The 22,753-nt window shown below is 60.9% G+C and carries 15 protein-coding genes; 4 read left to right on the top strand and 11 right to left on the bottom strand.

The annotated features are described in order from the left end of the window. Positions 1–41: 41 nt before the first annotated feature. Complete coding sequence (locus tag NW806_RS06155; protein ID WP_414410414.1) at positions 42–1,811, top strand: ABC transporter ATP-binding protein; 1,770 nt, start codon at positions 42–44, stop codon at positions 1,809–1,811. Between the two features lie 52 nt (positions 1,812–1,863). Next, positions 1,864–3,387 carry a UDP-N-acetylmuramoyl-L-alanyl-D-glutamate--2,6-diaminopimelate ligase gene (locus NW806_RS06150; protein WP_414410413.1) on the top strand — a complete coding sequence of 508 codons (1,524 nt, stop codon included), beginning with the start codon at positions 1,864–1,866 and terminating at the stop codon, positions 3,385–3,387. Here NW806_RS06150 and carA read toward each other — a convergent pair. The 9 genes from carA to NW806_RS06105 all read right to left on the bottom strand — a co-directional run bounded on the left by carA (position 3,376) and on the right by NW806_RS06105 (position 17,156). Then, on the bottom strand, positions 3,376–4,575 hold the full coding sequence (gene carA, locus NW806_RS06145) for a glutamine-hydrolyzing carbamoyl-phosphate synthase small subunit (protein WP_414410412.1): 1,200 nt from the start codon (positions 4,573–4,575) through the stop codon (positions 3,376–3,378). The genes NW806_RS06150 and carA overlap by 12 nt on opposite strands. 73 nt (positions 4,576–4,648) lie before the next feature. After that, a complete protein-coding gene (locus NW806_RS06140) occupies positions 4,649–5,209 on the bottom strand; it encodes a Tfp pilus assembly protein FimT/FimU (RefSeq protein ID WP_414410411.1) in 561 nt (186 codons plus the stop codon). 5 nt (positions 5,210–5,214) lie between these two features. Then, entirely contained in the window at positions 5,215–6,384 is a 1,170-nt protein-coding gene (locus NW806_RS06135) for a type II secretion system protein J (RefSeq protein WP_414410410.1), read from the bottom strand. Between the two features lie 50 nt (positions 6,385–6,434). Further along, the gene (locus NW806_RS06130; protein ID WP_414410409.1) at positions 6,435–7,187 is read right to left on the bottom strand and encodes a prepilin-type N-terminal cleavage/methylation domain-containing protein; all 753 of its coding nucleotides are present in this window, start codon (positions 7,185–7,187) and stop codon (positions 6,435–6,437) included. Positions 7,188–7,244: 57 nt separating this feature from the next. Then, positions 7,245–14,648 (bottom strand): hormogonium polysaccharide biosynthesis protein HpsA, encoded by a 7,404-nt coding sequence (hpsA, locus tag NW806_RS06125; RefSeq protein WP_414410408.1) that lies wholly within the window; start codon positions 14,646–14,648, stop codon positions 7,245–7,247. Between the two features lie 120 nt (positions 14,649–14,768). Next, a complete protein-coding gene (locus NW806_RS06120) occupies positions 14,769–15,365 on the bottom strand; it encodes a response regulator transcription factor (protein ID WP_414410407.1) in 597 nt (198 codons plus the stop codon). An 88-nt stretch (positions 15,366–15,453) separates the two neighbouring features. Further along, entirely contained in the window at positions 15,454–16,050 is a 597-nt protein-coding gene (locus NW806_RS06115) for a pentapeptide repeat-containing protein (RefSeq protein WP_414406267.1), read from the bottom strand. 36 nt (positions 16,051–16,086) lie between these two features. Further along, entirely contained in the window at positions 16,087–16,920 is an 834-nt protein-coding gene (locus tag NW806_RS06110) for a DNA-formamidopyrimidine glycosylase (RefSeq protein ID WP_414410406.1), read from the bottom strand. A 14-nt stretch (positions 16,921–16,934) separates the two neighbouring features. Beyond that, complete coding sequence (locus NW806_RS06105; RefSeq protein WP_414395781.1) at positions 16,935–17,156, bottom strand: photosystem I reaction center subunit IV; 222 nt, start codon at positions 17,154–17,156, stop codon at positions 16,935–16,937. A gap of 519 nt (positions 17,157–17,675) precedes the next feature. Between NW806_RS06105 and NW806_RS06100 the strand changes: the two genes are divergently transcribed. Next, the gene (locus NW806_RS06100; protein WP_414395779.1) at positions 17,676–17,831 is read left to right on the top strand and encodes a chlorophyll a/b-binding protein; all 156 of its coding nucleotides are present in this window, start codon (positions 17,676–17,678) and stop codon (positions 17,829–17,831) included. Positions 17,832–17,887: 56 nt separating this feature from the next. On the opposite strand, the gene NW806_RS06095 is transcribed toward NW806_RS06100, so the two are convergent. Together NW806_RS06095 and uvrC are read right to left on the bottom strand one after the other, a co-directional pair. Then, positions 17,888–19,558 (bottom strand): NAD+ synthase, encoded by a 1,671-nt coding sequence (locus NW806_RS06095; RefSeq protein ID WP_414410405.1) that lies wholly within the window; start codon positions 19,556–19,558, stop codon positions 17,888–17,890. Positions 19,559–19,611: 53 nt separating this feature from the next. Continuing rightward, positions 19,612–21,495 carry an excinuclease ABC subunit UvrC gene (gene uvrC / locus NW806_RS06090; RefSeq protein ID WP_414410404.1) on the bottom strand — a complete coding sequence of 628 codons (1,884 nt, stop codon included), beginning with the start codon at positions 21,493–21,495 and terminating at the stop codon, positions 19,612–19,614. 155 nt (positions 21,496–21,650) lie between these two features. On the opposite strand from uvrC, the gene NW806_RS06085 reads away from it, so the two are divergent. Next, positions 21,651–22,751 carry a quinone-dependent dihydroorotate dehydrogenase gene (locus NW806_RS06085; protein WP_414410444.1) on the top strand — a complete coding sequence of 367 codons (1,101 nt, stop codon included), beginning with the start codon at positions 21,651–21,653 and terminating at the stop codon, positions 22,749–22,751. Positions 22,752–22,753 lie beyond the last annotated feature (2 nt).

The raw sequence follows: 22,753 nt of genomic DNA, 5'->3' as shown, positions 1-22,753 counted from the left end.
GGCCCAGCGCTAGAGTGGGAAAAGGCTTGAGGAGCACCTGAGTGGCCAGATCCCACTGGCAACAGTTGCTTCACTATCTGCGCCCCCACTGGCAGCAGGTGGTGTTGGGCATTGCCTCCCTGCTGGTGGTCAACAGCCTGGGGGTGTTCCTGCCCTGGTATGTCAAGCTGGCCGTTGACGATCTCAGCCAGAACCTGGCCACCCTGGCGCCCAGCCGCATCGCCCTCCACGCCCTGGTGGTGTTGGGTGTCTCCACCCTGATGATGGTTATTCGCATTGCCTCGCGGGTGTGGATGTTTGGGGCAGGACGGCAGGTGGAGTTTCGCCTCAAGCAGGCCATCTTCGAGCATTTGCTCACCCTGCAGCCTTCCTATTTTTTTGCCCAGCAGACCATCGGGGACATCCTCACCCGCATCACCAGCGATGTGGAAAATGTCCGCCGCCTGTTGGGCTTTGCCCTGCTTAACTTGGCCAACACGATCTTTGCCTACGGCAGTACGCTGCCGGCCATGTTTGCTATTGAGCCGCGTCTAAGCGCTCTGGCCCTGTCGGTGTTTCCGGTGATGCTGGTGCTGGTGAAGTTAAGCAGCAACCGCCTGCAGCAGGAGCAGCTTCAGGTGCAGCAGGAGCTGGCGGATCTCAGCGATCTCATCCAGGAGGACATAAACGGCATCACCTCGATCAAGGTGTATGCCCAGGAAGAGCACGAGCAGCAGGAGTTCCGTCGCCGCAACGACCGCTTGTTGCAGGCCAATTTGCGCTTGGCCCTCACCCGCAACCTGCTGTTCCCTTCTCTGGTGGCTTTGGTTAGCCTCAGCCTGTTGCTGCTGCTCACCGTGGGCGGGCCCCAGATTGCCGCGGGGCGGCTGACGATTGGGGATTTCTCGGCGCTCACCCTCTACGTAGAACGGCTGGTGTTTCCCACCGCTTTGCTGGGCTTTACCCTTACCGCCTACCAGCGGGGCCAGGTTAGTCTGGAGCGGATCGATGCCTTGCTGCAGGTAGAGCCCACCATCCGCGATGCCCCGGAGGCTTTGCCCCTTCCTCTAGAGAAGGTGCAGGGCCGTATCGAGGCTAGGGGTCTGACTTTTGCCTACACCGACACGGGATCCCCAGCGCCAGCTCTACAGGATCTGCACTTTTGTCTCGAGCCGGGCCAACTGGTGGCGGTGGTGGGGCCAATTGGGGCGGGCAAGTCCACCCTGGCCAATGCCCTTCCTCGCCTACTGGAGATCCAGCCGGGGCAACTGTTTTTGGACGGACAGGACATCACCCGGATCCAACTGAGATCCCTGCGCCGGGCCATCGCCTATGTGCCCCAGGAGAGCTTTCTATTCAGCGCCACGGTTCGGGACAACATCCGCTACGGCAAGCCGGACGCTGAAGACTGGGAAGTGGAATGGGCCGCCAAAGCCGCCCACATCCACGCCGAGATCCTCAACTTTCCCAAGGGCTACGACACGCTGGTGGGAGAGCGGGGCATTACCCTCTCCGGCGGCCAACGACAGCGACTGGCCCTGGCGCGAGCTTTGCTAGTCGACGCGCCAATTTTGATTTTGGACGACTGCCTCTCCAGCGTGGACAACCAGACCGCCCAGGCCATTCTTCGCCACCTGCGCCAGGCCACGGCTCAGAAGACGGTGCTCTTTATCACCCATCGCCTCACGGTGGCGGTGGAGGCAGATCAAATCTGGGTCATGGACAAAGGTCGCATTGTGCAGCAGGGATCCCATGCCGAGCTGCTGGCCGACCCGCAGGGGCTCTACGCTACCCTCTGGGCTAAGCAAAAGCTGGAGGAGGCCCTGGCCTAGGCTGCAGTTAGCAGCTACCCTAACCAGCAAAGCGGTGGGGAGTGGCAAAAGCATGAGAAGTCTGGGTCAATTGCTAGAACAAGCCGGGATCCAACCCCAAGTGGTCCAGGGATCCCTAGAAGGAGTGTGGGTAAAAGGCCTCTGCGCCGATTCCCGCCAGGTGCAGGCGGGGGATCTGTTTTTGGGGATGCTGGGATCCCGCGTCGATGGCGGCGAGTTTGTCGGGGAAGCGCTCACTAGAGGAGCGGTGGCGGCCCTTCTTTCCCGGGAGGCTTGGAAGAAGGTTAGCGGAGAGGCTGAGTGGGGGAGTCAGCCCCTTCTGGTTTTGCCTCGCGTCGGCCTCAACAAAGCCGTGGCCCAGGTGGCGGCAGCCTTCTACGGTTTTCCAGCTCGCCAACTGACCCTAGTGGGGGTAACCGGCACCAACGGCAAGACGACCACCACCCACCTCATCGAGCACCTGCTGCAGGCTGCTGGCCGTCCTGTAGCCCTGCTGGGCACCCTCTACAACCGCTGGCCAGGCCACTATGAAGTTACACCCCACACCACCCTGTTTCCCCTAGAGCTGCAGCGCAGCCTGAGACAGGCCAAGGAAGCCGGCGCCGAGGTGGCGGTGATGGAGGTGAGCTCTCACGCTTTGGCCCAGGATCGGGCGTGGGGCTGTGCCTTTGCCGCTGCCGTCTGGACCAACCTCACCCAAGATCACCTGGATTTCCACGGCAGCATGGAGAACTACTGGCAGGCCAAGGCCACCCTCTTCCGGCCAGAGTATTTGCAGGGGCGGGCAGTGGTCAATGCCGACGACGCGGGCGGACGGCGGCTGCTTGGAGCCATTTCAGCCTCTCTGGAGCCCTGGGCCTATTCCCTCAAGCCCCTAGAAGGGATCCCCGGCCTATGGCCCAGCCAAGTTCACCTACATCCCACCGGCCTCAAGGCAACCCTGCACACCCCTATGGGCAGCTTTGCTGTGGAGGCGCCCCTGGTGGGATCCTTCAACCTTTCCAACTTGCTGGCGGCGGTAGGGGTAGCGCTGCACTTGGGGATCCCCCCTGAGGCCATCCAGTCGGCCTTGCCCCGTTTTCCCGGAGTACCGGGGCGAATGGAGCGGGTGAGCCTGCCAGGGCAGGACATCACGGTAATCGTGGACTATGCCCACACCCCCGATGGGCTGGAAAACCTGCTCAAGGCGCTGCGCCCGCAAGTTCAAGGCCGGCTGATCTGCGTCTTTGGCTGTGGCGGGGATCGCGACCGGGGTAAGCGCCCGCAAATGGGCCGCATTGCCGCCACCTGGGCAGATCAGGTGATCGTGACCTCAGATAACCCGCGCACTGAAGATCCGCAGCGGATCTTGCAGGATATCTTGGCTGGGATCCCTGGAGCCCCCTGGGCCGTGGAGGTGGATCGGCGGCAGGCCATTCGTCTAGCCATCCTCGAAGCTCAGCCAGGGGATACGGTGGTCATTGCCGGTAAAGGCCACGAAGACTACCAGATCCTAGGCACTGAGAAGATTCACTTTGACGACCGGGAAGAAGCGCGCGAGGCCCTTGCTCTGCGTCTAGCCCATCTATCCCGCTAAACGGCGGTGCTGCAGCATCAGCTCCACAAACTCGCGGAAGAGGTGATCGGCATCGTGAGGGCCGGGGCTGGCCTCTGGGTGGTACTGCACTGAAAAGAGGGGCAACTGGCGGTGGCGGATCCCGGCCACCGTGCGGTCATTTAAGTTGAGGTAGGTGATCTGCACGTCCTCAGCCGGGATCGAAGCAGCGTCTACTGCAAACCCATGGTTTTGGCTGGTGATTTCCACTTGCCGCTCTAGCCCACAGGGATGGTTGAGGCCGCGGTGGCCAAACTTGAGCTTGTAGGTGGATCCTCCGAGGGCTAGGCTGAGGATCTGGTGGCCCAGGCAAATCCCAAACAAGGGCTTCCCGCTTTGCAGCAGCGCCTGGGCGGTGCGGATGGCCGCGGTCTCTGCCGCCGGATCCCCAGGCCCGTTGGAGAGAAGGATCCCGTCGGGGTTGTAACTCAAGATCTCCTCAGGAGTGGCGTGGGCCGGCAACACCACCACCCGGCAGCCGTAGCGAGCTAGGCGGCGCAAGATATTGCGCTTGATGCCAAAATCTAGCGCCACCACCCGCAAGGGGGGATCTGGGACCGGGATCCCTTGGCTGCGGCCATAGTCCCAGTCGGCAGGGGTGGGCTCCAGCCACTCGTAAGGCTTGGGCGTTGTAACCTCTGCCGCCAGGCTTAGCCCCTGCATGGAAGGGGCTTGGCGCACCTGCTCCAGCAACGCCTGCGGGTCCAGGATCTCGGTCGAAATAGCTCCATTCATCACCCCCTGGGAGCGCAGCCGCCGCGTCAAAGCCCGCGTATCCACCCCGGCAATGGCCGGGATTCCATGCTGTTTGAGGTAGTCAGGCAGCGTCCCCATGGCCCGCCAGGAGCTAGCTAGGCGAGACACGTTGCGGGCAATCACTCCCGCGACCTGGGGCCGGGCCGATTCTTGATCCAGCTCATTGACTCCGGTGTTTCCCAGCTCAGGGCAGGTAAAGGTCACAATCTGCCCCCGGTAGCTGGGATCGGTCATCACCTCCTGGTAGCCGGTCATGCCCGTGTTGAACACCACCTCACCCACCGCCGTGCCCGGCGCCCCAAAAGACCAGCCGGCAAAGGAAGTGCCATCGGCCAGCACGAGCAGAGCCGGCTGCCGAGTTTGCCAGGGGAAGGCTTTTTGTGGAGCTTCAAGAGTTGGGGAAGAGGTAAGCATAGCCAATGACCTACGGCAGCTTAGGACAGGAGCCTGGCAACCTTTCAGCCACGGCCTGACCATCCTACCCCAGCTATCCTTCCTCTGGCTCGCTGGTTACATTGCCACACTCCGGATTGTTGTCCTTGCGAAGAGTGCCGATCAAAGTGCTCACCACCACGCAGCGGTTTTCTCCCTGAGAGTAGGTGCTGCTGACGACAAAGCGTCCTAGCTGACGCGCTCGCCCTTCCGAGTCGAAAACAGCTCTGCCATCAGGGAAGTTGTTGCGTACCGTTACAAAGTTATTCAGGCGCACCCGCTGACAGGGGGTAGGCTCATCGCAACGGCCTTCCTCGTCTTGGATCACTAGCGTGGGAACCCTTGGATCCGCATTGTCGATCCCAACCACCCAAGCACGACCTTGGAGAGAGGCTTTGGCGTTAGTGCGGGCGGTGTGCAGGGCGCGCTCCACCTTGTTTTGGGCATCCTCCAGTTGGATCCGCGCCCAGATGTTGATCCCAGAAGGAACCGCCAGCCCGGCCAGGATGCCGATGATGACCACCACCGCTAGGACTTCTGTCAGCGTAAAGCCCCGGGATCGAAAAGGCTGAGCTCGGCCAATTGCTTTTTTCTCCAAGGCCAACATGGTGGACATTCCCCCTAGGAGAGCTGACGGTTGATAACACCGCGGGCAAGAACCCGTGTTTGCATTGGCAGCAAGTAGCGCGACACCTCTGAGATATCGACGCTGGTGGCATTTCGGATGTAGCGACGGAAAAGGCCAGGGTTGGCCCGCTCCATGGCCGTGGCGGTGATGTTGATGATCACATCCTGCGGTCGGTCAGCGCCGACGCTTTGCCGCACGCAGACAAAGAAGCCCACGTCGTTTTCGTTATCTCCCAGCCCTGGGAAGGTGACGCCGTTGGGCCTGCCGCCACCAAAGGCATAGCCCTGCGGGCAAGCGGGCGCAACCTGCGGACTTCCCTCCCGGCTGCTGAAGATGTTGGAGACTAGAGTTGTCAGGCGGGGGCCTCGATTGCCCGCCTCGGCAATAGGCTGCTGGGGCTCTTGGAGCCTTTGCAGAGCCTGCTGAGAGGGCCAGGCAAGAAAACCCTCCTGGAAAGGATCGGGATCAACCCTAAAGAATGGGCTGCGCCCAGCACAGTTATTTTGACCCTCAGTGTTGAAGGGTTGCAACTCAAAACGGTCGATCCGCGCGTTGCCTTCCCAGGGAGTGCGCCCCGTTGGGTTGCCGGCGTTGTTGTAGTTGCGGCGTAGGTAGTACACCACCAGGGTGTAGATGCCGCGGCGGCTGACAAGAGTGTCCCAATCCGCATTTCTACCGTTCTGATCGCGCGGGAACTCAGGAGGTGGTTGGACAGGTAGGATGGCGCGGCCTTCTCGAATCTGTTGCAAGTTGGGGATTTGGTCTCCCGGAGTACCGTCCTCTCGCCGAGTACGGTAACATCCCTGCGGGATCGGCTCTAGCTTCCAAAAGGCAACAACCGGGATAGCGTCATCGGGCCGGCGGATCCAGCCCGGCGTGTAGAGCCGTTGAATGACATCCGGGATCCCGTCTCCGCTAGGCTGTTCGGTGTCGTTGTAAATGTAGAGAGCTTCTGCCAGATCCTGCTGGATAGATTCCATGGCCTGGGTCAGCTCCGCCTGCACCTGGGTACGGCCCGTCTCTTCCCGATCCAGCCGCATCGTCTCGATGACAATCATCGCGGTGGCCAGGAGAAAGATGGAGGCAACCAGCAGTGAGACCAACAGCTCAATGAGGGTAAACCCCGCACTCTGGTAAACCCTGCGGCGAAAAACCTTGAACATAGGAAAACACCACCTTTTTGTGAGCCTGCAGGAGGAGCTTACCCGTCGCTTCAAAGCGAGGTAGGGCTTGGGCTGGGCAGCGGGAAGGCATTGCAGTTGTTGGTCGGTGTTCCACCTCTGGCTTGAACATCGGCCAAAACGGCGCGGCAAACATCCCCCAAGTTGGCAGCAGGGTTAACTTCTACAAAGGAGGTGGCTAGTGGAAAGAGCCAGACATCGGCATTGGCCAAGTTCTGGTTAGCCGAAACCACCTCCCTCCTCAAGCCAGGCAGCGCTCGGCGAGTGTTTGGATCAAAAGAAAAGCGGTGGTAAACCCTCACCCCCATGCGAAAGCTGCAGGGCACCCCCTCAATGACCCTGTTTTCACGGCGGTCGATGCAAGGTGCCCCTGCGTCGCGGAAGGTTTGGATGACGTATTCTTCAGGGTTACGCCCCGGCACTTGGACCCGAGCCACGCGAATGGAATAGTTGTTCCCATCTGTGTCCATATCGGTAGGAGGTGGGGTATTTGCCAGCGGGTTGGCTCCCACCTTGGGCAGGCGGGCTAGTTGAGCCGGATGCCGAAAAGCACGAGGGTCGTCAGATAGCTCGATATCCACCAGGGTGCGGATGCGGTCCACCTCCTCCTGGGCCAGGCGGTTGGCCAGCTCCACCCGCTCGCTCATGGCACGCCGGTAGGCAATCACCGTGAGGGTAGGGGCCAGGGCAGCCATGGCCAGGGCCACGAGGACTACCGAAGCCAAGACTTCAATGAGGGTGAAACCCTCTGCTTGTTGTTGCTGCCAAAGCCGCCACTTGTTCATGGATCCCTCGCCCTTCTGCCCCTATCCTAAATCTGCCCCTAACCGGGCAGGTCAATATCAGTTGAACTCCTCGCAGCCACCAATCCGGGCAGACGGATCCAGCCGCACACCCGGCTGATTCTGGAGTGCGCAGCGCAGCCGCCGCACGTACGGATCTTGTGGATCTAGCTCCCGCAAGAACTCGGTGCGCGTGTTGGAGGGGAATTGGAAGCGGGACGACACAGGGCCGGGGCGGCGGGCAATTTGCAAGCCCACGTCATAGCCGAAGCGGCGATTGGGCGGGAAGTAGTAGTCGAAGCCCCGCACAAAGGTTGGATCGTCTACCAGATCGGGTGGCTCAAAGCTGTGCTGCAGGAAGGGGCCGGTGGCGTAGGTGCTGTAGTTAAGCTGGATCATCGAGCCGCTGAAGAAGAGGTTGGTATCTTTCCACAGCTCGTTGAGGCGTAGGAAGTTGTGCATGCCACCGGCGGTTTGATGCAGCCGCGAGGGCAGGGTGCCGCTGATGGCAATGGCATTCACCCGCGTTTCCCTGGCCGGCTGGAGCTGCCGGTTTTGGGTGCCGTTGTCGTTGCGGCGGCGCTGGTTCACATCGGTTGAAGCCAGCTCTTGGAAGCGGGGAATGGGAATGGGCCGACGGGTCACCTCATCCAGGATTACCCCCAGCACCGGGTTTTTGTCGGCAAAGCCAGTGGCGGGACTGTTCAGGTCCAGGGTGAACGGCTCCACATCCACCCAGACCAGGCCATCGCCATCGCCGCCGTTACGGTCGATCTGAACCTGGATGGTGTTGCCGTTGGGCTTGACGTAGAAGCAGAGGCCATTGCGAATATCTTCACTGCCCTCGTGGTTAATGTAGTATCCGTCCGCATACTTGGACGCGGGAGTGTAGGCTTGGGTCGCGGCGCTTTTGTTGACTCGGGCATAGGGGTTGAGCACCATCTGCGGCTGAATTTCTAGCTGAATGGGGTTGCCGGGAGGCTCAGGAACCAGATCCAACCCAAACAGCGGATCCCGATCTCGAATCTCATCCGGATCCGGTTGATTGTTGCCGTTTTTGTCCACAAAGCGCAACGTGCTGGGGCGGCTGTTACCGGTGTAGGCGGTGTACTTGAAGCGGTCGTTGAAGTTGGGGCGAAATACCCCCGGCACCCAGAAGCCGCCTTCGGAATCTGGGCCTTCCTCCTCCAAGGGGCAGCCCACCGTCAGATCTTCACTAAGTAATTTGCGCCTTAGCGCTCGGGCCCAGGGGCGGGTTCTCTCTGTAAACGGGCCTTGTAGAGCCGCTCCCCTGATAGCCGGGCGGATGCCAGGCTCCTTGCTAGGATTTGCAATCTGAGAGGGCAAGTTGCCCTTCAGGCCATTGCGGGCGGCATAAGCTGGCTCGCCAAACATCCAGTTAAAGGCCGCTTGCAGAGCCTCGGCAGGGCTGGGCCACTTGGGCGGCTTGGGCACCCCTGCCTTCACCTCCAGCACCGGCGAGAGCTGCGGCTCCAAGGCAATGGTCACGCCTTCAGTAGAAGCCTTGGCCACGCTATGCACGCTGACCGTCTCGGGTTCTGGATCCGCTTGCACCTCCCGAGCAGGTCGCAGCTCCACCGTGTTGGGCTTGGCCGCCATCCACTCGCCCAGAGGGCTCTTGGAGGGAGTTTCTGGAGCAAAAGTGCTCGGCCCGCAGGGAGGCCCCTGGCAGGTGAGATTTTGCCTCTGCGTCTCGGTTGCTGGACAGGTGGGGCTGCTGGTGCTGGCAATTAGGTTGCGCGTTCGAGTTTGGGTAACCGTTCTAGTTTGGCCGCAGGCAACCTGAACCTGGCTGCAATCTGGGGGTGACCAGGGGCTCCACTCGCTGTAGTTGCAAGTCTTCGGGCAGGTAACCGTTTGGGTTTGCGTCCGGGTGGTGGTCCCGCAAATCGAGGTGCAGGTCTCAGTGCGGCTCTGAGTTATCTGCAGGCCGCCGTTGGCCACCGTGCACGCAGGAGTCCAGGCTGTATAGGTGCAGGTAGGCTCCGGAGGCTGGCAGGTGATGGTTTGGCGTTCAGTTTCGACAAAGGGGCTTTGGCTGCGACAGAGCGGGGTTACAGTGCGGGTGCGGCTCTGCGTAATGGTAGCCCGGCTGCACTGCTGCTGCTGGGTACACTGAGGCGTCCAATCTGACCAAGGCCCGTAGTTGTACTGCGGCTGGCAGGTGATCTGCCGAGTTTCCGGCGTTGGCGCGCTGCCAGGGCAACCGGCAGGCAAGGTGGCCGTTCTGGTTTGGGTGATGGTGGTGGCCACACAGATGTCGGTTCTACATGCAGGACTCCAGTCTGTCCAGATGGGATTGCAATTGAGAGGGGCTTCGCAGTACTTCTGGTTGGGTAACAGAGGTTTATTCCGATCCGGCTGGCAAGGTTTGTTGACCGGCGGCAGCGGCTTTAGGTAGCGCAGGTCGTAGTTTTCTAGATCACTGCCATCGCGAGTGGCAAAGCGCAGGAAGGCATCGCCGGTATTTTCGTAGGTCTGGATCTCCACCAAGTAGGGCGAGGGCTGGGATGGATCCGCGCACTCCAGCTCTAATCGCAGGGTGACCAGGTTACCGTTGCCGCCGCTATCCTGCCTATCCTCCCAGGCTTCGGCACCCGCAGCATTGGGCCCTAGGCTGAGCGAAGTTCCGTTCCAGGCTCCATGGTTGACAAAAGTGGCACTGGAGCCGTCCCGCCGTCGAATGATCAGCCGCGCGCCATCGTTGCTGAAGAGACGGTAGCTCTGTAGGCCAGGCCAACGGGGATACAGCTCCCCTACCCAGCGCACCACGAAAAAGTCGTTGCCGTTGTTGTTGCCATTTGGCCCGCCCCCACTTCTACGCCGCCAGCAGGAGCGCTGGAAGTTGAAGTGACCCGGGAAGTTGAGATCATCTGCGTCGGTCAGCAGATTCGTAAAACCATTGTTGCCATCTGGCTCTCCGCAACTAGGCATCCAGAACCAGTCGCCGCGATCCCGTCGATCTGGGGTGCCAGCCGGCGCCGACAAGCGGCAAAGGGGCTCCCGAATGTCCGCCAAAGACCTGTTGCACTTAGAGTCGTCATACAGCCGCCGCTTGAAGGGAGAGTTGGAGTTCAGCGATGTGCTGCTGCCGAAAAAGTACTGGAAGCCTCCCCACCAAGGGAAACCGCTGCCGCTGCGGGCAAAGGGGGCTAGGTTGGTCGGGTTATCGATAGCATTGCGCACGCAGGCCCAGCGTTGGTCATTGTTGGCGCTGTCCAAGTTGGTCGTGGGGCAAGTGTGAGCACTGCTGGTAAAGCCGTTGTTAAACTGACCAAGGGCATCGGGCACGCCTTGCGCCGGGAACACCGGATCCGGCCAGCGCACCGCCCGCAGGTAGGGCAGGTTGGCATCTTGAGCAGCTCCGAGCAGGGGGCCTACGACTCCGCTGGTGGCAAACCCTGTGTCGCGTTTGTACTGGTTCTGCGGGCTGGTCAGCCAGCCGTTGTAGTACTCGGCCAGCAACCCAGAGCCGCCGGGATCCGGGCAGGGTCCCAGCGGAGCCACCAGCACCCAGCGGGAGGTATCCAGCACCGGGTTGCCCAAAGCGGAGATGCGGGTGCCGAAGTTGGCATAGCCCACATCGGGTGCCCGCAAGGGCCGCACTGCCAGCACGCCACCGCCCGCCGTTCTGTCATCGTTATTGGGATCCGAATCGGCGTTGTTGAAGGGAGCCAGAATGGTGTCGCGGGCAAACACATCCGGCCAACCCGGCTGGTTGAGGTTGTCGCCTAGGTTCTGGGCCCCGTTGGTGTTGTCGAAGCGGAGGACACCAGCGCCGCCTCTGGTGGGATCCGGAGCCGGCCAGTTGTTGCCGCGGATTACCAGCGCTTGGTTGAGGAAAGAAGTGTTGGCTCCTAGGTTATCCCCGCTGCAGCCGTAGTAGTCGTTGCGGCGAGGGGCTGATGCCCGCCCACCGTTGTAGTCCTGCCTGGGGTTGTAGTTAACGCCGCCGCCATTGAGGGTGCCATCCTGGACAAAGGCATCATCAATGCTGCCATCGCAGAAGTCGGCAGAGAGAATGTTCACCGAGTCGCCCAAGACCTCGCTGGGCCGCCAGAGATCGGCAGGCTCCCGGCTATTGTTTGGGTCTACCACCCGAGCAAAGCGCCGGTCTTCATTGGCCCGCCGCCGCCCGTAGAAGTTGCTGTAGAGGCCGTCTGCTCCGAAGTTAAGAAGAGTTGTGAACTCCTCCAGCCGCTGCCCGTCCCTCGTCTGGTGCAGGTTAAAGTCCCCTTGGATGTAGACAGGGTTATCGGAAATGAAGGACAAGCCAAAGAGAGCTTCAGTAGGCTTGATGTCGTTACTGGGGTTAAACACACTGCGGGCCAACACTGCCCCGTTGCGCAGCCGGAAGCCGTAGGGCCGCCGATCCGGATCCGCGTAGTAGTCCACCGGCTTAGGGCTAAGTCCGGCATCGGAAACAGGGGGATCCCAGACCGTTTGGCCATTATTGGCCGTGCCTCGATTCGGCTGACCGGCGTTCATAACGCCAGCGCTGCCCAAAGTGCCGCGGGCGTTTGCGTTGCGCCATCTGGTTAGGTAGCTATCATCAGTGTCATCAAAAGTGCCCAAGGGTGGGCGGGCAATGGCATCTTCCCGCACGGCATCTTCCCGGAAGGCGTAGAAAATGCCACCCTCGCGGCCTTCTTGCACACCGGCAGGCAGCCAAGTATCTCCGTTGATCAACCCGTTGGCCTGATCCCTGACATTGTTGGTCAAAAGGGCCAGGTCAATGTTTAGGGCCCGCACTGCCATCGCCTCGCGGCCATCGTAAAAGACGGAATCTTTGAAGGGCACGCGACGACACTCGTTACCAATCCGAATGAGATCAAATTGGTTGCTATTGGGGCCAGCAGCAGTGCAATTGGCTGGGGCATGGGGCAAAGTCCACTGGTCAATGGTAGGCCGGGGCTCCAGCCTCATGGATTCCAGATCCACCACGGCTTGATAGGTTACTGGCCCCTGTAGGAAGGGGTAGGCCTGCCTCCGCTCATCTTCAAGGGGATCGTTGGGGTTGGGAGGCACGCTGTGGTGGAAGGTCTGCAGAGGGAAAATGTAGCGCAGCGGCAGATAAAACCGGTTGGCCGCTTCTCGGTCCCCAGCTCGGCTGGCTTGGATGTCGTTCCAAAGGATCTGAGCTCCTGGATCCCCGTCCTCGGCGGCATCCCGAATGCGCAGGATGTTGTCGGCCAGCATGCCCAACATGCAGCCTGCCGTTTGCAGGGTGGTTTGGTCGGCCAGGCTCAATTGGTCAACAGAGGTGCCTCGGTTGACGATATCAATAACCCGCCGCAGCTCGGAGAAGTTGCCAAAGGCGGTGATGAACGGATCCGGGTGAATGCGGCCCAGCTCTTGCCTAGGTGGGTAGGCCCCGTCGGGATCGCCAGCAAAATTAGCCAGGTTGGTGAGCGCCGTCCACAAAGGAGTGCCACGCCGCAGTTGCTCCCGCATCGGCTCGGGGTCATACTCCCAAACGTTGGTGCCCTCGCCGGTAAAGAAGTTGATACCCAGTTGGTTGCTCTGGTCACCCGCGGGAAACGTAGAAGCCCGCTGCAAGCTCCAGGGAGTGCCGGGGTGGGCTACCGTGGCCAGGCAAGCAATGGGGAAGCGCCCATCTCGTTGGCTGTAGTGGTAAACGGCTGTGGCCTGCACCGCCGCCGGGTTATCTCGCAGCGTCAGGCGTTGCCGCGCCTCGTTGCTGATAAAGATGGCCTGCAGCTTGGTGGGATCGTCGGGATTCCCAGCCGGCACCAAAGGCAGAGGCAAAGAATCGGTGCGGGTCAGCTCCAGCCGCTGGCCCACGATCACCCGCAGACCTTCCACACGGGCCCGCCGCTCCCAATAGCCATCCAAGCCCACCTCGGAAAGGGCGCCTGGGGGTGGGTTGTCCTCGGTCAAAGACTCATTCTGGTTGTTCCTGGCATTAGGAGGAATCGGGCTACCGGCACCGACACCAAACCTCTGAGCAAAGGTGTCCACGTCGCAGCCCCTCTGCGGGTCAGGTTCGACCGGTGGACGGTCATAGCTGGCTTTGGGGCCAAAGCGGTTGTCGGCCCGATACACATCGTCCACGTAGGGGGGGCAGACTTGGTCTGTCGTTGACCGAAAGCCGCCAGCTTTAATCCGGCCGTTGAGAGGAGAACGTGCCAATCCTTCTGCATCTTGGGCATAGGATCCCCGGCTGCGCATGCGACCAAAAAGGTGGAGCTCCAAGGGATCCAGCGCCACATTTTCTGGCTCTACCTGGTTCTGCACCGAGTCAAAATTTTGGTTGTTCAACCGAGCCAGCACCTCTGGCGCTTTGTCTTGCTCGCCAGAGTGAACATCGAAAATCAGAGTATCGCTCACCTGCTGGCCGGCGTAGCCAATGGCCCCTGCCACCAGCTCTCCAAAGGCGGTAATCTCGGAGTTTTCCCGCGGCATGTAGAAGCAAGACTGCTCCGAGCTGATGGTGAAAGCCCGGAACAAGTTGTTGGAGCCATACCGGAAAAAGAGGCTGCCCCCAGCGTAGATGGCGCCGTTCCAGTTGTAGCCGGGGGTGAAGAAGAACTCTACATCGCCGCGGCTAAAGACCCCCCACTTGTTGAGCAGATCCCGCTTCCGATCCTGCTGGAACTGCAAGGCCGAGATGGCGCGGGTGGTGGAGTCGGCCCCCTCAATGGGAAGAGTAACTGCATAGACCTGAAAGGGCTTTTGCAAAGATGAGCCCACCTGGAACCAGTCCCCCACGTTGGGGTTGACCGTCTGTCCAGCCGGAGAATCGGTACACCCCGCCAAGGCCGAACCCTGCAGTGGACCACTGCGGATCACCAGTCGCCGCGCCCGTTCAGTATCGCTGATATTTCCCTCAAAGCCCTCCAGTCTGTCTCGGCCCTCTACCGGCGCACGACGAGCATGAAGGATGGTATAGGCTGTTACGGAGTCATTGAGGCCGTTGTTGTCGGTATCCACCAAAAACCACCAAGCCGGGGCTTGCCGCCGCACTTCGATTCGCCGACCTGGATTCTGGGGATCGGGCACGCGAGCCGTGTAGGTCAACAGGAAACGCTCCTCGTCGGGAAGGGTGTAGGGATCCGAGGCTTCCGCAGGCACCACTTCGCCATCGTTGAGCAGGGCAGAGGTGAATTGCTCATCAGTGGGAGCACTGACAGGCAGGCGGCGATCCCGGACGAGGTAGTCGATCTTGGCCCGCGCCCGGTCGATGGCGGCATTCAGTTGTCGGCTAACCGTCTGCTCCGCCCGCTCCACCTGGGTTTGGATGGTGCGCTGGGTAGATCGAGTAAGCAACCCCACCGTTACCAAGCTCAGCACCAGCACGATTAAAATCGCCACTGGCAGCACAAAGCCGCGCTCGCGGATCCTGCCCCGATCCACCGGGATCTTCAGAGAGCTGAGCAAGCGCAGGACAAGTTTGAGCAACAGCGGGGAAGGAGCAGACATGGCTGTATCCCGGAGTATGCGAGTGCCAAGATAGCAACAGTATGCAAGGGATCCCGAGTCTCAGACATCCCCACGGGTGGGGGGAAGGGACAGCCTGCTCTTTTCAGGATTCCCAAGCTTTTACAAAATCCCCAGTTGCTGCGCTTTGAGCAGGGCGGTGACGCGGTCGGTGGCGTCCAACTTGCGGTAGACAGCGCTGGCGTACTCTTTCACGGTTTCGACGCTAATGCCAAGGCGGCGAGCAATTTGTTTGTTGGCTAGGCCCTCCTTCATCAGTTGCAGCACGCATAGCTCGCGGGGGGTAAGCCTGGGCAGCTCCTGGGGGGCGGGCAGCCAGTCGTGGTCGGGGTTGGCCAAGATCTGGCGGATAACGCGGGCCAATTCCGCCGGCTCGGTTTCTTTGGAGAGGTAGCCTTTGGCCCCCGCCCGCCGCGCTGCTTCGATTAGGGCCGGCTCGTGAAAAGTCGTCACCATCACCACCACCACCGGCAGGCCCAGCTCGACAATCTGCTGGCAGGCAGCGATCCCGTCCCCACCAGGCATGCGCACATCCAAAAGGGCCACGTCGACGGGGTGGTGGCGGCAGTACTCAACAGCCTGGGATCCGGTCTCGGCCTCGGCTACCACCACAAACCCCTGGGCTTCCAGGGCAAACCTCATCCCTAGCCGAAACAGAGGATGGTCGTCGGCAATGAGCACGCGCACAGGAGAAATCATAGGATCCCGGCCAGGAAGAGGGCACAACTTAATCTGCCCAAAAGAGGGATCCCCAATAAAGTGCCCTCACCCCCAGCCTGGAGAGGAGCTATTTTACAAAGACCATGCCGCGGGTCTTGGGGTTGAAGGTGGGATCCAGCCGGGTCTGAGCATTGTACAGGGCACCGGTCAGATCGGCTTCTTCCAGAAAAGCTCCCCGCAGGTCGGCCCCGCGCAGATCGGCCTGGCGCAGGTTGGCTCTCGTCAGGTCGGCGCCGGCAAGAACAGCCCCGCGCAAATCGGCTTCGCTGAGGTTAGCTACCTGAAGATTGGCCCCTGTGAGATTGGCCTGCTGCAGGTTGGCTCGGCTGAGATCCGCTTCCCACAAAAAGGCTCCCCCCTGATCCGCGCTGCTCAGGTTGGCGCCGCGCAAGTCGGCCAAGTTGAGGATGGCCTGGGAGAGGTTGGCAGCTTGTAGATTGGCCTGCTTGAGGATGGCTTCTTTCAGGTTGGCCCCCCGCAAATCCACTCCCGCCAGTACGGCTCCCGTCAGATCGCAGGCGGGACAATCTCGGCCAGGAAGAACGACTTGGGATCGACCCAGTTGGGCCTCAAGCTCCAGTTGGGCAAAAGCTGGAGGTGCCGGGATCCCCATCCCCCACAGGGCGAGGAGACTGAGACTGCCCCAAGACCGAGGCCAGGCCATCTTCTTCACGGGGAACCGTTCACCAGAGGTCTGCCCTCAAGGCGGCTGGCAGTGGGGGCAAAAGTAAGCTGAGCGGCTTGCCAGCTTGATCCGCTGAATCGGGGTGCCACACAGGCGACAGGGATCCCCTTCTCGACCATATACCCACGCCTGACCCTGGTAGTTGCCGTTGAGCCCCCGCAGATCCCGGTAATCGCGCAGGGTGGTGCCCCGCTGCTCCAGCCCCGCTTGCAACACCCGGATCAAGGCTTCTCGCAGGCGGCTCTTGGCAGCGTCGGAAAGCTGCGAGGCAGGTGTCAAGGGGTGGATGCCGCTCAAAAACAGGGCTTCGTCGGCGTAGATGTTGCCCACTCCCGCTAGCAGCGACTGATCCAGCAGGGCGGCTTTGATGGGGCGGCGGCTTTTCCGCAAGGCGGCTTGGAAATAGGTTTCTGAAAAGGCGGGCGAAAACGGCTCTGGCCCCAGCCTCTGCAAAGCCGTGATCACCGCCTCCGGCTCCACCCCGGCAGGCACCAACCACATCTGGCCAAAGGTACGCGGGTCCACAAAGCGCAGCTCCCACCCCTGCTCCAGGCGCAGTCGAACCCGGGTATGGGCTGGCAAAGGCGCGGATCCCTGAACCCAGAGCAACTGCCCCGTCATGCCTAGGTGCACGCCGAGAACCGCTCCGGAGTCCAGGGATCCCAGAAGATACTTGCCCCGACGCCGCCACTGGGTCAAATAGGCGCCAGCCAGCCCCCGCACAAACTCCTCTTGGCCGGGGTAGGCCAAGGTGCGAGGAAGAAGCACTTCTGCCGCCAGGATGCGCAGGCCAAGAGTCAGGCACTGCAGATCCCGCCTAACGGTTTCAACCTCCGGCAGCTCGGGCACGGGAGGGCTTGGGTTTACTTTTTGGAAGCGGCTTTGGGCTTGGGCTCCTCCACCACTTCCAGCTCGTCTTCGCGGAAGTTGTTGGTGTTGATGTTGTAGTAGTTAACCTTGTCAAAGCGGACGATCACCGGGTAGAGAATGCCGCTGGTATCCACCGCCGCAACTGTCCCCACATCCCGATACCAGTAGGATTCTTTCCGCAAGACACGGACTTTGGCACCGCGCTGAATCGCCATAGAGGTTTTCTCCATTACCTGCCCTTCAGATTACCGCTCTGAAAGACTTATACAGCCCCGGGCAAAAGCAGACTTTCGCTCGGCGTTGAGCCTTTCTTCCTGCTTCAGCGACCCATGGCTAGTGGCAGAGCCCACCCCTACCACCCCGCCAGAGGGATCTCCACAGGCGTAACTTCCCCGCGAGCTGCAGGTAGTTGCTCCTTGCCCACATAAGGCACACCGGCTAAAGACGGAGCCAACTTTAGCCTAGGCAAAATGCCTACCAGAAAAGATGTACTTGCAAGCCTACTAGCTCAGCCCATCTACGTCAAGGCAGAAGGTTGGTTATGCCACAAAGTGGCCAATTGTCTGGTGAATCAAGGACTAGAGGAGATCCCTAGTCGGCAAGAAGGCTGCGATTTCCGAATTTTTGTAACAGGGAAGGCAAAGCCTAGCCCCTAAGGCGAGAAGCGGCTGAGGTTGCGATCGTGAAGAAATGCAAAGTATACTGAAGGGCAGGTGCCGCTTGTGGAGGTTTCCATGTCCAACCCCAACCTGTCTGAGCCCAAGTTTGGCTTTAACGAGTACGCCGAGCGCCTCAACGGCCGCGCAGCTATGATTGGCTTTGTGCTGGCCATTGTCATCGAAGCGGTAACAGGCCAAGGCGTCGCCTCCTGGCTAGGTCTCATTCAGTGATCCCCCTCAGGCCCTAGCACCAGATCAAGCTTGCCGTGGAGCAGGCTCTTTGTTCTTTAGCTGATCCCTTCTTGGCGCTTGGCAATCGGCATGCGCCAGCCGGTGCCAAAGGCCCGATCGGTAACCCGTAGGCCAGGGGGAGCCTGGTGGCGCTTGAACTCAGCATTCTGCACCAGCCACAGCACCTGCTGCACCGTGTCAGGGTCAAACCCCTGGGCCACCAGCTCAGCGGCCGACTGGTGCTGTTCGATGTGCCGCTGGAGAATAGCGTCCAGCAAGTCGTAGGGAGGCAGGCTGTCGCTATCTTTCTGGCCGGGCCGCAGCTCTGCTGAGGGGGGCTTGGTGAGGATGGGGAGGGGAATCCGTTCCTGGTGGCGGTTGATCCAGCGGGCCAGGCGGTAGACCCAGGTTTTGGGCACATCGGAAATCACGGCCAGGCCGCCGGACATATCCCCGTAGATGGTGCAGTAGCCCACCGCCAGCTCCGACTTGTTGCCCGTGGTCAAGAGCAGCCGGCCAAACTTGTTGGAGAGGGCCATGAGCAAGGTGCCGCGAATGCGCGACTGCAGGTTCTCTTCCGTGATGTCAGAGGGCAGGCCAGCGAAGGGCTCAGCCAGGAGGTGCTGGTAGCTCTCCATAATCGACTGGATGGGCAGCTTCAGGGTAGGGATCCCCAGGTTCTGCGCCAGTTGGTAGGCGTCCGTCAGGCTGCCCGGGCTGGAATAGGGAGAGGGCATGAGTACCCCCAGCACCCGCCCCGGCCCTAGGGCGTCGGCGGCAATGACGGCAGTTACCGCTGAGTCAATCCCCCCCGACAGGCCCAGCAACACCTCGCGAAAGCCGCATTTGCTGACGTAGTCGCGGGTGCCTAAGACCAGCGCCTCGTAGAGCTCTGCTTCCGGCTCCGTTGGCCAGCGGGATCCCTGAACTTCCGGGCCTTCCTCAGGAGGGTGAACCAGCGCCTCCACATCTACAATCAGGCAGTCCGGCTGAAAGGCAGCGGCTTGGGCCACCACCCGGCCCCGGCAGTCTAGGGCGCAACTGGCCCCGTCGAAAATGAGGTCGTCGTTGCCCCCCACCTGGTTGACATAGAGGATGGGCAGGGCGTGCTTGCGGGCCAGGGATCCCAGCATTTCCACCCGCAATTTCTGCTTGCCCAGGCTAAAAGGCGAGGCCGACAGATTGATGAGCAAATCGGCGCCGCAGCGGGCCATCTCGTCTACCGGATCCCGGTGGTAGCGGCGGTGCTGCCAGAAGTCGCGGTCGTTCCAGATGTCTTCACAGATGGTGAAACCCAGGCGATAGCCGCCGTACTGGACAGGCTGGGGCTGGGATCCCGGCTCAAAGTAGCGGTCTTCGTCGAAGACATCGTAGGTGGGCAAAAGCGACTTCTGGAACCAGTGGCGGATCTGCCCCCCCTCTAGCCAGGCCGCGGCGTTGTAGAGAGGCCGCCCCTCCGGCAGGGGGTTGGGCTGCACGGATCCCACCACCACCGGAATGCTATCCCGCAGCCGGTCAGCCAACTGCTGCAAAACTTGGCCTGCCCTCTCGACTAGAGCAGGGTAGAGCAGCAGGTCCCGGGGCGGGTACCCCAACAAGGCCAGCTCAGAAGTAATCGCCAGCTCTGCCCCCTTGGCTGCTGCCGCCTCGACCGCCGCACGGATGCGCTCGGCATTGCCGCTGAGATCGCCAACGGTATAGTTAAGTTGCAACAGCGCTACCTTCACTTGGCTCCCCTAGCCGAGAATGGCGGACTCCACGATGATACGCCAGCTCAGACTTAGGTTTGGCTAGAGGCGGGTTGCACTGTTGCCGGCAACTCGGTTTCGGCGTCTGGGTGGAAGTAGCGGTAAATCTGGCGGGCCAGCTTGGGGCCAATGCCTGGCACCTGGGCCAACTGCTCTTCGGTGGCCACTTGAATGCGGGCAAGGGAGCGAAACGCCTCCATGAGCAGCTTTTGGCGCTGCTTGCCTAGGCCAGGGATCTCCTCCAAAACAGAAGCCTGTTGGCGCAGTTTCCGCTGCTGGCGATGGTAGGCAAGGGCAAAGCGGTGGGCCTCATCCCGTAGGCGCTGCAATAGCAGGCGAGCTGGATCTTGGGGCGGCAGCCGCAGCGGCTCGGGATCCCCAGGCCGAAAGATTTCCTCCTCCCGCTTGGCCAAGGCAATGACCGGCAGGTGATCTAGCCCCAGCTCCGCCAGAACAGCCATCACTGCAGCCAGTTGCCCTTTGCCCCCGTCGATGAGCACCAAGTCCGGCTGATCCTCAGGGGTCATTTTGCTAAAGCGACGCCGCGCCACCTCGGCATGGCTGGCAAAATCGTCGGAGTGGCCAGGACGCACCTCGGGGTTGCGAATCTTGTAGCGGCGGTAGTGCTGCTTGGCTGGCAGGCCGTCGATAAACACCACCTGGCTGCCCACCGCATCGGATCCCTGAATGTGGGAAATATCGTAGGCTTCCAGGCGGCGGGGGGCTGACGGCAGATCCAAAACTTCTGCCAAGCGCTCCAGGGCTGCTGCCTCCCGGTCTGCCAAGCGCTGGCTGCGGGCTAGCTCCAGCTGGGCGTTCCGCTCCACCAGTTCAATCAGCTCGGCTTTACTTTGCCGCTGGGGGGCAATGAGACTGACTTTGCGCCCCTTTTTTTGGCTTAGCCAAGACTCGAGAAAATCGCGATCCGGCAGCTCGTACTGCGTCAAGATTTCCGAGGGAATTTCCACCGGATCGCAGTACTGGTAATGCTCCTGCAAAACCCGCTGCAAAATCAGGGCTGGATCGTCGCCCCGGTTTTCGGCCACAAACCCCAGCCGACCCACCAGCTTGCCCGCTCGCACCTGAAACAACTGAATACAAGCCCGCGAGTCGTCCATCGCCAAGGCCAGAGCATCGCGGCTAACTGTCGAGTTGGGCAAAGACACCTTCTGGGATTCGCCCAACTGTTCTAGGCCGCGGATTTGATCCCGATACCGCGCTGCTGCCTCGTAATTTTCTTGCTCAGCCGCCTGGGCCATTTTCTCCTTCAACTCCCGGATGAGCTCGTCCGTCTGCCCCTGGAAGATCATCGCCACTTGAGCAACGGTCTTGCGATACTCCTCAGGGCTGATCAAGCCCTGACAGACACCAGGGCAACGCCCGATGTCGTAGTTCAAACAGGGGCGATCTTTGTAAAGTGGCTTGGGACGCTGGCGCAAGGGAAAAATCCGCTTCACTAGCCCAAGGGTGTACCGCAGCAGGCCTACATCGGTATAGGGCCCGTGGTACTTATCTTGATTTCGGTCGAGACGGCGGTGGCGGGTAATGTAAATCTGAGGGTAGGGCTCTGACCATGTAATGCACAAATAGGGGTACTTCTTATCCTCTTTGAGGAGAACATTGTAGGGTGGCTGATAGGTTTTAATCAGATTGTCTTCTAAAGCCAGGGCCTCACTCTCGTTATCAGTTACAATAAACTCGATCTCGCACACCTGGGCTACCATGCGCTGAATGCGAGGGGGGAGATCCCCAAGGCAGCGAAAATAGGATCGCACCCTGGAGCGCAGCTTCTTAGATTTGCCCACATAGAGGATTTGATCGCTGGCATCTCGCATGAGGTAGACACCAGGCTCAGCCGGGATCTCCTTGAGCCGACTCTCCAGAAGCTCTGGGCTTTGGATGAGAGGGATAGTCATAGCGCTAGCCTCAGGGATCCTGGTTTTGCCCCCATCCCCTTTTCCGGCGGAAGGAGGGGAGTCAAAGCTGTAACCCCAATCTAGCAACAGCCCTGCACCGCGGAGTGCAAGCGAGCTGGCTCAGGTAATATGGCTTGGCAAAGAGGGGTTTAGGGGTGAATCTGTACCGGGATCTGCTGCAGCCGCTACTGTTTTCCGGGCTAAGGGCTGACCCAGAAACCCTCAAGGTGGCGCTCCTACGCACCTTGGAGTGGCTAGATGTTACCCAGGCCACGGGGATCTTGAGTCTTTTGGAACGCCTCTTCTGCTATCGGGATCCCTGCTTGGAGGTGCGGCTGTGGGGGCTGAGCTTTCCCAATCCCCTGGGTCTCGCTGCAGGCTTGGATAAGGACGGCGTAGCTTTGGGAGTCTGGCCCCACCTGGGCTTTGGCTTTGTGGAGGTGGGCACCGTCACTCCCCAGCCCCAGCCGGGCAATCCAAAGCCGCGCCTATTTCGGCTGCCCCAGGATCGGGCTGCCCTCAATTGCATGGGCTTCAATAACCAGGGAGCAGCAGCTTTGGCCGAACGGCTGCGCCGGCTGCGTCAACGTCTTATCCCCATTGGCGTCAACCTGGGCAAAGGCAAAGCCACGCCGCTGGAAGCCGCCGCCACCGACTACCTGGCCAGCTTTCGGGTGCTGCGGGAGCTGGGGGACTATTTTGTGGTTAACGTCAGCTCCCCTAACACGCCAGGCTTGCGATCCCTGCAGGCTGCCAAGCACCTGGAGCCCATCCTGGCCGCTCTCCAAGAGGAAAACCAAGCCAAGAAGCCTCTTCTGGTCAAGATTGCCCCCGACCTAGACTGGCCAGAGATTGACGCCATTCTGGAGCTAGCTCAAGCCTACGGCCTGGCTGGGATCATCGCCACCAACACCACTCTGCGCCGCGACAACCTGAAAACCCGCTTCCTCCCTGGTCTAGGGCCTTTGACAACAGCAGCCGGCGGCATCAGCGGCGCCCCGCTGCGAGAGCGCTCCACCCAGATCATCCGCTACATCCACCAGGCCACGGGGGGACAGCTGCCCGTTATCGGCGTGGGGGGCATCTTTACCCTAGACGACGCCCTGGAGAAGCTTGCTGCCGGCGCCAGTTTGCTCCAGGTCTATACCGGTTGGATCTATGAAGGGCCAAGCCTGGTTCCTCGCCTGCTGCGCGGCCTTGCTGCTAGCCGGCAGGGAGCCTGCTCGATCCCATCCGGGCGTAAGATTGTTGGTTAAGG

It is taken from the genome of Synechococcus sp. W65.1, from assembly GCF_047461615.1.
Classification (GTDB): domain Bacteria; phylum Cyanobacteriota; class Cyanobacteriia; order Thermostichales; family Thermostichaceae; genus Thermostichus.
Note: the sequence above shows the minus strand (reverse complement) of the source record. Positions and strands in the feature narration are given on the sequence as shown.

What these genes read in the sequence shown, in the direction of transcription:
- NW806_RS06150 (WP_414410413.1), top strand. Translation starts at nt 1,864, where the DNA reads ATGAGAAGTCTGGGTCAATTGCTAGAACAAGCCGGGATCCAACCCCAA.
- carA (WP_414410412.1), bottom strand. Translation starts at nt 4,575, where the DNA reads ATGCTTACCTCTTCCCCAACTCTTGAAGCTCCACAAAAAGCCTTCCCC.
- NW806_RS06140 (WP_414410411.1), bottom strand. Translation starts at nt 5,209, where the DNA reads ATGTCCACCATGTTGGCCTTGGAGAAAAAAGCAATTGGCCGAGCTCAG.
- NW806_RS06135 (WP_414410410.1), bottom strand. Translation starts at nt 6,384, where the DNA reads ATGTTCAAGGTTTTTCGCCGCAGGGTTTACCAGAGTGCGGGGTTTACC.
- NW806_RS06130 (WP_414410409.1), bottom strand. Translation starts at nt 7,187, where the DNA reads ATGAACAAGTGGCGGCTTTGGCAGCAACAACAAGCAGAGGGTTTCACC.
- hpsA (WP_414410408.1), bottom strand. Translation starts at nt 14,648, where the DNA reads ATGTCTGCTCCTTCCCCGCTGTTGCTCAAACTTGTCCTGCGCTTGCTC.
- NW806_RS06120 (WP_414410407.1), bottom strand. Translation starts at nt 15,365, where the DNA reads ATGATTTCTCCTGTGCGCGTGCTCATTGCCGACGACCATCCTCTGTTT.
- NW806_RS06115 (WP_414406267.1), bottom strand. Translation starts at nt 16,050, where the DNA reads ATGGCCTGGCCTCGGTCTTGGGGCAGTCTCAGTCTCCTCGCCCTGTGG.
- NW806_RS06105 (WP_414395781.1), bottom strand. Translation starts at nt 17,156, where the DNA reads ATGGCGATTCAGCGCGGTGCCAAAGTCCGTGTCTTGCGGAAAGAATCC.
- NW806_RS06100 (WP_414395779.1), top strand. Translation starts at nt 17,676, where the DNA reads ATGTCCAACCCCAACCTGTCTGAGCCCAAGTTTGGCTTTAACGAGTAC.
- uvrC (WP_414410404.1), bottom strand. Translation starts at nt 21,495, where the DNA reads ATGACTATCCCTCTCATCCAAAGCCCAGAGCTTCTGGAGAGTCGGCTC.